Annotated in this window: 11 protein-coding genes; 3 read left to right on the top strand and 8 right to left on the bottom strand. The window is 40.8% G+C overall.

The window, feature by feature from the left end:
- Window positions 1-8: 8 nt before the first annotated feature.
- Window positions 9-1,388, bottom strand: coding sequence for a H2O-forming NADH oxidase (nox, locus tag DF216_RS04125; protein WP_129326064.1), 1,380 nt, complete (start codon window positions 1,386-1,388; stop codon window positions 9-11).
- 310 nt (window positions 1,389-1,698) lie between these two features.
- Here nox and DF216_RS04130 point away from each other — a divergent pair, with 310 nt between their 5' ends.
- From DF216_RS04130 to DF216_RS04140, 3 genes are read left to right on the top strand one after another with little or no spacing between them, the layout of a single operon-like run.
- On the top strand, window positions 1,699-2,628 hold the full coding sequence (locus DF216_RS04130; RefSeq protein WP_129326065.1) for an FAD:protein FMN transferase: 930 nt from the start codon (window positions 1,699-1,701) through the stop codon (window positions 2,626-2,628).
- An 18-nt stretch (window positions 2,629-2,646) separates the two neighbouring features.
- The gene (locus DF216_RS04135; protein WP_129326066.1) at window positions 2,647-3,252 is read left to right on the top strand and encodes an NADPH-dependent FMN reductase; all 606 of its coding nucleotides are present in this window, start codon (window positions 2,647-2,649) and stop codon (window positions 3,250-3,252) included.
- Between the two features lie 17 nt (window positions 3,253-3,269).
- Window positions 3,270-4,514, top strand: coding sequence for an NAD(P)H-dependent oxidoreductase (locus tag DF216_RS04140; protein ID WP_129326067.1), 1,245 nt, complete (start codon window positions 3,270-3,272; stop codon window positions 4,512-4,514).
- Between the two features lie 85 nt (window positions 4,515-4,599).
- Here the strand turns inward: DF216_RS04140 and DF216_RS04145 are convergent, their stop codons facing one another.
- The 7 genes from DF216_RS04145 to DF216_RS04175 form a co-directional block, all read right to left on the bottom strand.
- Window positions 4,600-4,857 (bottom strand): DUF896 family protein, encoded by a 258-nt coding sequence (locus DF216_RS04145; RefSeq protein WP_000371291.1) that lies wholly within the window; start codon window positions 4,855-4,857, stop codon window positions 4,600-4,602.
- A gap of 41 nt (window positions 4,858-4,898) precedes the next feature.
- Window positions 4,899-6,935 (bottom strand): glycine--tRNA ligase subunit beta, encoded by a 2,037-nt coding sequence (glyS, locus tag DF216_RS04150; RefSeq protein ID WP_129326068.1) that lies wholly within the window; start codon window positions 6,933-6,935, stop codon window positions 4,899-4,901.
- Between the two features lie 211 nt (window positions 6,936-7,146).
- Window positions 7,147-8,064, bottom strand: coding sequence for a glycine--tRNA ligase subunit alpha (gene glyQ / locus DF216_RS04155; RefSeq protein ID WP_000038736.1), 918 nt, complete (start codon window positions 8,062-8,064; stop codon window positions 7,147-7,149).
- A gap of 35 nt (window positions 8,065-8,099) precedes the next feature.
- Window positions 8,100-8,471, bottom strand: coding sequence for a GFA family protein (locus tag DF216_RS04160; RefSeq protein WP_044754191.1), 372 nt, complete (start codon window positions 8,469-8,471; stop codon window positions 8,100-8,102).
- Window positions 8,472-8,739: 268 nt separating this feature from the next.
- Complete coding sequence (locus tag DF216_RS04165; protein WP_125828065.1) at window positions 8,740-9,582, bottom strand: aldo/keto reductase; 843 nt, start codon at window positions 9,580-9,582, stop codon at window positions 8,740-8,742.
- 79 nt (window positions 9,583-9,661) lie between these two features.
- Window positions 9,662-11,053, bottom strand: a complete 1,392-nt coding sequence (pgdA, locus tag DF216_RS04170) for a peptidoglycan-N-acetylglucosamine deacetylase PgdA (protein WP_125828066.1) — start codon at window positions 11,051-11,053, stop codon at window positions 9,662-9,664.
- Between the two features lie 121 nt (window positions 11,054-11,174).
- A partial coding sequence (locus tag DF216_RS04175; RefSeq protein ID WP_164978999.1) for an IS3 family transposase occupies window positions 11,175-11,537 on the bottom strand: 363 nt, incomplete at its 5' end.

Consider the following 11,537-nt stretch of genomic DNA (forward strand, 5'->3'; position numbering starts at 1 on the left):
TCATTTTTTTATTTTTCAGCTGTAAGTGCAGCCATTGTGATGTAGTTGTAAGGTTTGTTAAAGTGTGGCAAGAAGAATAGGTCTGTCAAGGCCAACTTGTCAATTGTCACATGTTCTTGGATAGCAAGTGAGAACATGTGGATTCCCATACTGATAGCAGAATCACGTGATACCATTTGAGCACCAAGAATTTCACGGCCGTCTTTGTCAAAGACAATCTTGATAGCAACTTCGTGGTTGTCATGTTTGATAAATTCAGGTTTTTGAAGATCGTTAAAGCCAGTTTCAGTTGCGTTATAACCAGCAGCTTTTGCTTTCTCAAGAGTCAAACCAGTTGAAACCATGTGAAGACCATAGATAGAGATACCGTTTGATCCTTGTACACCGATTCCTTCCAATTCATGTCCACAAGCGTTGTAAGCACCAACGATACCAGTGCGTACAGCATTTGAAGCAAGCGCGATGTAGCTAGTGTCTTTACGAGCGTTGTCATAAACAGTTGCACAGTCACCAACAGCGTATACACCTGGAATAGATGTTTCTTGTTTCTTATCTACAAGAAAGGCACCGTTGCGGAAGAGTTCAATCTTACCATCAGCAAGGGCCGTGTTCGGACGGAAACCAACTGCAAGAACCACCATATCCACATCAAATGTTTCTTTGTCTGTTACCAGGCGTTCAACTTTGCCATCACCTTGGATAGCTTTTACTGTTTGACCAAGTGCCAAGCGGATGTTATGTTCTTCCAAATTCTTCGCCATCATTTGAGTGAAGTCTTTATCGTAGTAGCCGTTCAACACAGTGTCTACGATATCTACTAGAACCACTTCTTTTCCAAGACGCTCGAAGGCTTCAGCAAGTTCAACACCGATGTAACCACCACCGACAACGGCAATGCGCTCAAGGTGCTTGCTCTTGTCTTCAAGTTTCTCAATAACTTCTTCAGCGTTTTGGTACAACTTAACAAATTGAACATTTTCAAGTGTTGCTTTGAATTCGCGGTTACCCTTAACAATTTCAACACCTTCGATTGGAGGCAAGATTGGAGTTGAACCAGTCGCAAAGATTAATTTGTCGTAAGATTCTTTGTGTTCTTGACCTTCAACTTCTGCAGTCACAACTTTATTATCGTAGTCAATTGAAAGAACTGGTGAGTTCATGTAAACTTTAGCACCTTTTGCTTCCAATTTTTCTTTATCAGAGTAGAAGAGACCTTCTGGGCCATCAATTTGTTCCCCGATCCAAAGCGCCATTCCACAACCAAGGAATGAAATATTTGAGTTTTGGTCAAATACAACGATTTCATTTTCATGTCCGAAGTTGTCCAACATAGTATTGATACATGCTGTACCAGCGTGGTTAGCACCAACTACAACGATTTTACTCATAGAAAAATTCCTACCTTTAATTTATGATTTACCTTTCTAGTATAACATTTACTGTTAGCGTTTACAAGGAATTTGCTTAGATTTCTCTTTTTTTCAGTAAAAAGATCCTTATTATATTAATTGTTTTGAGTTCCTATCCCATATTTTATATTTTTTAAGCATATTTCTTGACTTTTTGTCAAAAATTATTTGTGAAAACGCTGACTTTATGTTATGCTAGAAACATGGAAAGAAAATGTAAGGGGTTAAATCATCATAGAATTTAACATAACTTAGAAGATTTCCTATGAAGTAGAAAGGAGTTGGTAGCTTGCCTCTTCGTTCACGTTCTGAACGGCTAATGGGAACAACTATCACCATTTCATTAGTAGATGAACAGGCCGATTGCCTGCTTCAAGGAGCCTTTGATTTGCTCAAAGAGCTCGAGTACCGCTTCAACGCCAATAGTCAAGAATCCGAACTGATGGAAATCAATCACCAGGCTGGAATTGCATCTGTAAAGGTTCATCCTGACCTATTTGAACTGATTGCTCTTGGACTAGAACACAGCCTAGCTCCATCTAGCCACCTCAATATCAGTATTGGCCCCTTGATTCAAACTTGGCGAATCGGCTTTTCAGATGCCCGACTCCCAGGGCTAAATGAAATCGAAGCTGTCTTGCCCCTAGTTGACCCGCATTTTATCAAGTTAGATCCCGCTAGCTCTACTATATTTTTAGAGAAAAAGGGAATGAAACTTGATTTAGGTTGCTTAGCTAAAGGCTATAGTGCAGATAAGGTTGCTCAGTATTTAAAAGCACACGGAGTCACTTCTGCCTTGATCAATCTCGGAGGAAATATCCTCACCATCGGGAACAATCAAGCCAAAGAAGGGAAAGCCTGGCAAATCGGTATTCAAGATCCGCGAAATCCTCGTGGCAATCATCTCCTAACAATTCCTGCTTCTAACAAATCCGTCGTCACTTCAGGTATCTATGAACGCCACCTGACAATAGACGGAAAAGACTATCACCATATTTTCGATAGTGAGACAGGATTCCCTGTCGAAACAGAGCTCGCTAGCCTAACGATTATCTCAGATAAATCCGTCGATGGTGAGATTTGGACAACCCGCCTATTCGGAGAACGTAGCGCTTCTATTCTCTGGCAAGTCGAAAGTTTAGATGGTATCGAAGCCATCCTCATCGACAAAGAGGGACGCCTTGCTTGTTCTTCAGGCCTTCAAAATTGTATTATGTAAAAAGAGAAAGGAAATCTCATGCTAAAACTTATTGCCATTGTTGGAACGAACTCTAAACGTTCTACAAATCGCCAATTGCTCCAATACATGCAAAAACACTTTGCTGATAAAGCTGAAATTGAACTCGTTGAAATCAAGGACATTCCTGTTTTCAACAAACCAGCAGATAAACTTCTTCCTGCTGAAATTCTTGAAATTGCTGCTAGAATTGAAGCATCTGATGGTGTCATTATCGGTACTCCTGAGTACGACCACTCAATCCCTGCAGTTTTGATGAGCGCTCTTGCTTGGCTATCTTATGGTATCTACCCACTTTTGAACAAACCAATCATGATCACTGGTGCTTCTTACGGTACACTTGGTTCATCTCGTGCCCAATTGCAACTTCGTCAAATCTTGAACGCTCCTGAAATCAAGGCAAATGTTCTTCCAGATGAATTCTTGCTCTCACACTCTCTCCAAGCATTTAACCCAAGTGGCGACTTGGTTGACCTTGATGTCATCAAGAAATTGGATGCCATCTTTGATGACTTCCGTATCTTCGTGAAAATTACTGAAAAATTGCGCAATGCACAAGAATTGCTTCGCAAAGATGCCGAAGAATTTGACTGGGAAAATTTGTAAGATAGGAGACCGAAAGAATGAAATTTGTTGGACTTGTTGGATCAAACTACGATCAATCATATAACCGCAAACTCTTAGAATTTATTCGTCGCAATTTCAAATTCAAATTTGAATTAGAAGTTCTTGAAATCGACGAAGTTCCAATGTTTAACCAAGACGAAAAATGGGACGAAAGTTTCCAATTGCGATTCTTGTACAACAAGATTACACGTGCTGATGGTGTCATTATCGCAACTCCTGAGCACAATCACACTATCTCAGCTTCACTCAAATCTGTACTTGAATGGCTTTCATACGAAGTTCATCCATTTGAAAACAAACCTGTTATGATTGTGGGTGCATCATACTATGACCAAGGAACATCACGTGCCCAAGTTCATCTTCGTAAGATTCTTGACGCTCCAGGTGTCAATGCCTACACGCTTCCAGGTAACGAATTCCTTCTTGGTAAAGCCAAGGAAGCTTTTGATAACAATGGAAACATCACCAACGAAGGAACTGTTAAATTCCTTGAAACTTGCTTAGATAACTTTGTTAAATACGTAGGAGTCGTTTCGAAATTGAAAAAACCAAAACCAATCGAACCAGAAGACTTGGATTGTGGAAGACCAATTGCTACAACCATTACAGAAGTTGACCCTGACGATCCAGAATGGGTAGAAAAAGTTGCAGCAATCACTGGCGCAGTTTCTGGTGATACTTATGTCAAACTCGACCATGGTATCTTAACTGTTAACCAGATTGATATGTTCTTGAAAGCTATGCCATTTGAATTGACATACGCTGACGATAATAACCAATTCCTCTACTACAACAACGCTCACCAAGATCCAGACACCATGTTTGCCAAACGTGTACCACCTCAATCAGGTAACCGTATGTCAACTGTGCATGGTTCTCTTCCACCAGCACGCATGAAGAATGTAGAGTGGGTTATCGGAACACTTCGCAACGGAAACCAAGAATACGTCCGTACAATCGTTCCAGGATCTCCTGCAGGTGTTATCAACACTCACAACTACCAAGCCATGTACTATCCTGACGGATCATACGCTGGTATCAATGAAATCGTCTTTAACTTCCAACCATGGCTTGACTGGTACCTAAAAGAAACTGGTCAACGTTTGGTAGGTGGTAGCGGACCATTTGCTCCTGCTGCTGGAGGACATGGAGACGCTGATGCTACTTCTGGCGCTTCTGATTCAGGTGACGCCGGAGGCCACGGTGGTGGCGCAGACGCTACTTCTGGCGCAAGTAACTAAGAAACCAAAAAGGAGCCACTTGGCTCCTTCTTTTTTGTTATTACTAAAAAAGGGTTTTGTAGATGATCTACAAAACCCTAGAATTTTATGAATTTGGATCATCAAGACTACGGCCGTGCAAACCTTTTTCACGTTGTACTTGACGTAGTTTTTCTGGTGTGACGTCGTTGCCTTCTTCGTCCACGATTTTAATTCCTTCAATGTGGTGACGAACAGAACGACGATAGCCTTCGATGTATTCCTCACGAAGTTTAGCTTGTTCCACTTTTTCAGCAGAGGTTAAACCTTCTGTTTTTTTCTTTTTGGCAAGCTCGTTGATACGAGCGATTTTTTTCGGATCCATTTTTTCTCCTTTGTGATAAGATACAGTTCGTTTGACTGAGTTTATTTAGTATTGATTTGGTTAAAACGAGCGAGCTTAGCTGCTTTCTTGGTTAGTTGTGACAAGATGGCCAAACGATTTTGACGAATATCTTGATCTTCGGCCATTACCATGGTATTTTCAAAGAAAGCATCAATAACTGGACTGAGCGCAAAGAGTTGTTCTAATTGCTGGCTTGCCGTTCCTGATAAAACTAATGATTCTACTGCCTCTGCCAAAGCTTTTTCTTCCTCATTCTCAAAGAGGGCAGGATCAATCATGTCAGAACCTTCTGCCTTCTCAGCCAAGTTAAAGGCACGTGAGAGAGATTCAACTGACGATTTGAAATCTTCTTTCTTGCTTGCTTCTACGAGAGCATTTGCCGCTTCCAACATATCCGCCACAACAAAATTTGAACTTGCAAGGACTGCTTCCTTAATGTCTTTTGGAGTAGAACCCATCATCTTATCGACACGAGCCTTGATAAAGTCCATGACCTCTGCTTTGTTTTCATAAGTCAAGCTGTCGAATTTCAAAGCATAAAGGCTATCAATGAGCTCATCCATGGCAATGTGCCAACCAAAGGCATCCAAGATACGAACAACACCTTGAGTCGCACGACGAAGAGCATAAGGGTCATTAGAACCTGATGGAATCAAACCTACTGAGAAGAAACTCAAAATCGTATCCAATTTGTCTGCAATGGCTAGAATGGCTCCAACCTTGCTCTCTGGAAGTTCACCTTCGGCTGATGTAGGCATGTAGTGTTCACGAATAGCAGCTGCAACTGCTGGAGTTTCTCCAGCAAGAAGGGCATATTTCTCACCCATAATTCCTTGAAGTTCATCAAACTCACCAACCATCCCCGTCAACAAGTCAAACTTGTAAATGGCTGCTGCACGAGCAAGGTCAACCGTTTCATCCACTGACAAACCAGCTTTTTCTGCCAAGAGAATAGCAATCTGACCAGTACGAATCATGTGTTCACGAAGAGAACCAATCTTTTCATGGAAGGTGACGTTGTTTAATTTTTCAACAAGGTCAGAAATAACCAATTTTTGGTCCTCACGCCAGAAGAATTCCCCGTCTTCTAAGCGGGCAACTAAGACTTTTTCATTTCCTTTGATAACATTTTCCAAATGCTCTGCGTTTCCGTTACGAACAGAAATAAAGTTTGGCAAGAGTTTTCCATCTTGATCACGGACAACAAAATAACGTTGGTGTTCCTTCATCGAAGTCACCAAAACTTCTTCTGGAACGTCAAGGTATTTGGCGTCAAAACTTCCCATGAAGGCAGTTGGGTATTCAACCAAGTTCAAGACTTCATTAAGTAAGTCTGCATCAATGTCGATACGTACACCATGTTTTGCCTCGATTGCTTTGATTTGGTCAACAATCATTTGCTCACGTTCACGTGGATCTGCGATTACAAACTGTGCACGAAGGTCTTCTTCGTAGCTCACTGCTGACTGAATCTTGGTTTCTTGTCCCAAGAATCGATGACCACGACTCACACGCCCCCCCTTGATATCAAGGAAGTCTAAGTCAAACTCTTGCTCGTCCAAAAGTACAGTCAAAGTGTGAACAGGACGGATGTATTCAAAGCTGTTGTTTGCCCAATGCATGCTGACAGGGAAAGTTAGGGATTTCAAGACATCCACGACACCAGGAATGATAGATTCAACTGATTGACCAACCTCTTCCTTGGTAACATAGACATATTCTTCACCCTTGATTTCACGGAATTCAATATCTTCAACCGTCAAGCCTTTCCCACGGACAAATCCTTGAGCCGCTTTGGTGAAGTTCCCATCACCATCCAAGGCAATTTTCTTTGCTGGTCCCTTAAAATCTTCTGTCAAATCAGACTGTTTATCTGCAAGACCAGTCACACGAACAGCCAAACGACATGGTGTTGAGAATGTCTGAATAGCTTCAAAAGACAGACGGTTTTCCTTGAGGAAGGCTGCCATTTTTTCACCTAGTTGTTTTTCACTTGGAGTTACTACGTAGGCTGGTAACTCTTCAAGACCGAGTTCTACTAATAAGTTTTTTGTCATGTTTTTTCTCCGAAAGGTATCTTTTTATTTTCCAGTTTGCCTTATGTGATTGGCACGCAAGCAACCGACTTCGTCGTTTCATTGCTAAAATTGGAGCCAACAGTCTCCAATTTTGCCTAGTATCCTTAGCTTCACTAAGGATACCTTCATCACTGCGGCAACTGGCTCAGGGCTTACTCTGTTCGCCCATTTTCGTAATTTGTCACTCTCTTTATTCTGCGTCTTCTGCTAAGAGTTTAGCTCGTGTTTCTTCATCTAATAGCGGGTAGCCTAGGCGTTTGCGTTCTGCGACAAAGGTTTTGGCTACGACACGGGCCAAGTTACGGATACGAGCGATATAGCCTGCACGCTCTGTTACAGATACCGCACCACGCGCATCAAGCAGGTTAAAGGTGTGTGAACATTTGAGAACATAGTCATAGGCAGGGTGTACCAAGCCTTCTTCTAAGGCACGACCGGCTTCTTTTTCAAACTTATCAAAGTTTTCTAGCAACATTTCTTGGTCCGAAATTTCAAATGAATATTTTGAATGCTCGTACTCAGGCTGGATGAAGATTTCTCCGTATTTTACACCATCAGCCCATTCGATATCATAGACAGAATCTACTTCCTGAATATAAGAAGCCAAGCGTTCCAAACCATAAGTAACTTCCGCAGTCACAGGACCAGTTGCCAATCCACCAACTTGTTGGAAATAAGTGAACTGAGTGATTTCCATCCCATCAAGCCAAACTTCCCAACCAAGACCAGCTGAACCAGTTGATGGATTTTCCCAGTTGTCCTCAACGAAACGAATATCGTGTTCCAAAGGATTGATGCCCAATTTTTCCAAAGACTCAAGGTAAAGTTCTTGAATGTTTGATGGAGAAGGCTTCATCACTACTTGGAATTGGTGGTGTTGGTAAAGACGGTTAGGATTCTCCCCATAGCGACCGTCAGCAGGACGACGTGACGGCTCTACATAAGCCGCATTCCATGGCTCAGGTCCGATAGCACGAAGGAAAGTGTACGGACTCATTGTTCCCGCACCTTTTTCATTGTCATAAGCCTGCATGAGCATACAACCTTGGTCATTCCAAAATTGTTGCAAAGTCAAAATAATTTCTTGAAATGTTAATTTCTTAGACATTGTTTACTCCTTTAATTTATATTATCTTCTTAGGTTTATTTATCAAGCAACCAAGAAAATGCTGGGTCCTGAAAAATATGACGTTTGGGAACAGTTTGTAAATTCTGATCGCATTCATCTATTGTTCCTAATTTCAAAGCGCAAACTTCTGGTATATTTTCTTGAGTAGTGAAAATTTGACTATGACAGTTCTGGCAATAATAACGTTGTTTCCCTGGAGATGAACTATAGGTAACCAAATTCTCTTTTCCATACAATGCCAGATTTTTGCTGCTAACTTTGGCATTAACTGTGTAGGCCGACGCAGTTGCTTTCCGACAGAATGAGCAATGGCAAAAAACTATTTCCGATAATTCTTCATCTAGAGTGTAGGTGACTGCTTTACATAAACAAGATCCTTTAATCATTATGTTCCTTTCCTCTTGGGTATTTGACGAAACTCAAAAAAACCGAATTTCAACACCCAAGTCTTGCGACTAGGGGCGTCAGAAACGCGGTTCCACCCTAATTTATTACTTCATTGTTTTTAAAAATACGACAGAAAGTGCCAGTTTCTTACCTTGTCCTACTTGGCTCCCACTATCCCAAGCTCGCTTGAAGAACGCCATAAAACTTTCTTTCCTGTTGAATATTATATCAGAAAGGTAAGAAATTTACAATTCTTTTTCTTACTTTCTAAAAATCCATCTCATCCACACGTGGTGCGCCAGAAGTTACCGAGATAGTCTTTAAGATTTCTCGCTCTTCTTTGCTGAGTTCAATCCCAAAACAGTCAAGATTGCTCTGGATACGAGAGGCAGTCACGGACTTAGGTAGAGGTAAGAATCCTTCTGCCAAACTCCAAGCCAAGGCGATTTGAGCCACTGATTTCCCATGCTTAGCAGCAATTTCTTGGACTTCTTTCTTGTCAAACAACTCTCCTTGTCCAAAAGGTCCCCAGGCCTCTAGGAGAATGTCTTTCTCTCTACAGTAGTCAACCACTTCCTCTTGATAAACTCCTGGTGCCAAGCGCACCTGATTGACCGCTGGAATGATTCTTGCTGTTTCTAGCAAAGCATCCAAATGCTTGGGAAGGAAATTACTAACTCCGATAGCACGGATTTTGCCTTCTTGGTAAAGGTCCTCCATCGCTCTCCAGACTTCAGCATTGCGAGTTTCCCATGCGTCATTTTCTCTTAGTGGTTTTGGATTTGGCCAATGGATAAGGTACAAATCTAGATAGTCCAAGGTTAGTTTTTCCATTGATTGCTCAAAAGCTTGGCGAGCTTCTTCATAGCTGTGATTGGTGTTCCAGAGTTTGGTTGTTACAAAGATTTCTTGGCGTGGAATACCGCTATCTCGAATAGCGCGACCAACACTCTCCTCATTTTTGTAGATAGCTGCAGTATCGATATGACGGTAACCAGCCTTCAAAGCTTCTAAAACAGCTTGGTAGGCCACTTCTCCATTTTCAGCTTTCCAGGTTCCAAATCCTAAAACTGGGATTGAAACTCCGTTATTAAGGGTATAAGATTTCATCGTTTTTCCTTTCCATGTGAAGAAAATCTAAAGAAACAAAGCCAGATTAACAGAGGCATGTCTCTTTAGATTTTGATAGTTATTGATCACGGTCATAATACATTTCGTGAGCTTTCAATCGAGAATTCAGCAATTCCGGAACAGTCACAAATGTATAACCTTGCTCTTTTAGATATTCTATAATCTTTGGAAGAGCATTAACTGTAGCGCCATGAATATCATGCATAAGAACAATCGATCCATTACGAACTTGATGCTGAATCTCTGTTAAAATAGCTGTTTCATTCTTACTCTTCCAGTCCAAACTATCCACATTCCACATAATAAAGCTCAAGTCCAGACTGTTACGGATATCATCAGTAATGGCACCATAAGGCGGACGCATGAGTTTAGAACTCGATCCTAAAACCTTGGTCAAGGCATCTTCTGTATCCGTGATTTGCTTTTTAGCATCTTCAAGAGTCAATTTTGAAAGCACTGGATGATCCCAGCTATGGTTTCCCACAACATGTCCTTCTGATTTCATTCGTTTCAGAAGATCCTCATTTCCTGCGATGTTTTTGCCAAGTACAAAGAAGGTTGCCTTTACACCGTACTTAGCCAAGGTATCCAAAGCTTGTGTAGTTGTAGATGGATTTGGGCCATCATCAAAAGTCAAGGCTACAACTTTTTTATTTTTTTGTACAAAGTAAGCTTGGTAGAGCTCAGCATCCTTTTCTAATAGATAAGAAGACTCCAATACATCAAAGAAACTGGATATTGGTAGAGCAATTTCCTCCAGAGTCTCTCCTGGATTGGCAGGATAAAGGATGATTTGACTATCTTTATAATCAAAGCTCCATGATGCCAGATCTTGGTCTGTAAAGTTTTTTAGAACCTGATCAATTTTTGTCTGGTCAAGTTTCTTATCTTCTAGAGTTGATTTGATTTGACTCAGCAGGAGTTCCTTAGCTTTGCTAGCATCTTTGAAAAGTTGACTAAGAGTAAAAAGTTTACCATCTTCTGTCAAGTAAACTTTCCCCAAAGACGTCTTTTCTTTTTCTTCAACCTTTGTTGCAGACAAATCGTAGACTTGCTTAGTAATATTACGAGCAACAACTCCCTTTAAAACAGGATCTAATTGCTCGGTATAATAAAAGACCAAATCTTCTTTATCTTCCAGCTTTTCTTTAATATCCTGGTTGATTTTTTCTCTAACAGGCGCAATGACTTCCTCTCCTTGAAGAGGATAATAGGCAATTACCTCAGCTTGACCTTTTCGGAAATGGTCTTTCTGACTGCCTGCGTTGAATTGTTGGTCTTTTTCGTTTTTTAAGGCTTCAATTTTTTGTTCATAGGATTGTTTCTGTAGAATCTTGTGACCAATCACGCCACCTAGGCAGATCATAACAAGACTTAAAATACCTACTAAAACAAGTAATACATTTCTCTTTTTATCGTGGGAAGCACGCTTCTCTCTATTTTTTCTCATATTCTTATCATATCAAATCCAGACCATAATTTCAATGATAAACAGGTATTCTACTCTTTAAAAAATGATAACAAAAAAGCCTAGACAATCTGTACTGACCCCAAAAAGTTAGACAATTAATTTATCCGAAGGATTTAGTTCTGTATTGCACAGGACTGAGTCCTTTTAGTTTTATCTTAATTCGTTTATTGTTGTAGTAATCAATGTAGTCCACAATAGCTTGTTCCAATTGGTTAAGCGACTGAAATGACTTCTCATAACCATAAAACATCTCAGACTTAAGAATACCAAAGAAGGACTCCATCATACCATTGTCTGGGCTGTTGCCCTTGTGTGACATGGATGCTTGAATTCCCCTACTCTCTAGGAACCGATGATAAGAATCGTGTTGGTATTGCCAGCCTTGGTCGCTGTGTAAAATAGTATTCTCATAGTGTTTCTCTGTGAAGGCCTGTTCCAACATGACTTTCACTTGTTCTAAGTT

The sequence above is a fragment of the Streptococcus oralis genome, from assembly GCF_004127215.1.
In the GTDB taxonomy this organism is placed as follows: domain Bacteria; phylum Bacillota; class Bacilli; order Lactobacillales; family Streptococcaceae; genus Streptococcus; species Streptococcus oralis_BD.

Excerpts from the sequence above, each read along its gene's own strand:
- nox (WP_129326064.1), bottom strand. The coding sequence starts at position 1,388 with ATGAGTAAAATCGTTGTAGTTGGTGCTAACCACGCTGGTACAGCATGT.
- DF216_RS04135 (WP_129326066.1), top strand. The coding sequence starts at position 2,647 with ATGCTAAAACTTATTGCCATTGTTGGAACGAACTCTAAACGTTCTACA.
- DF216_RS04140 (WP_129326067.1), top strand. The coding sequence starts at position 3,270 with ATGAAATTTGTTGGACTTGTTGGATCAAACTACGATCAATCATATAAC.
- DF216_RS04145 (WP_000371291.1), bottom strand. The coding sequence starts at position 4,857 with ATGGATCCGAAAAAAATCGCTCGTATCAACGAGCTTGCCAAAAAGAAA.
- glyS (WP_129326068.1), bottom strand. The coding sequence starts at position 6,935 with ATGACAAAAAACTTATTAGTAGAACTCGGTCTTGAAGAGTTACCAGCC.
- glyQ (WP_000038736.1), bottom strand. The coding sequence starts at position 8,064 with ATGTCTAAGAAATTAACATTTCAAGAAATTATTTTGACTTTGCAACAA.
- DF216_RS04160 (WP_044754191.1), bottom strand. The coding sequence starts at position 8,471 with ATGATTAAAGGATCTTGTTTATGTAAAGCAGTCACCTACACTCTAGAT.
- DF216_RS04165 (WP_125828065.1), bottom strand. The coding sequence starts at position 9,582 with ATGAAATCTTATACCCTTAATAACGGAGTTTCAATCCCAGTTTTAGGA.
- pgdA (WP_125828066.1), bottom strand. The coding sequence starts at position 11,053 with ATGAGAAAAAATAGAGAGAAGCGTGCTTCCCACGATAAAAAGAGAAAT.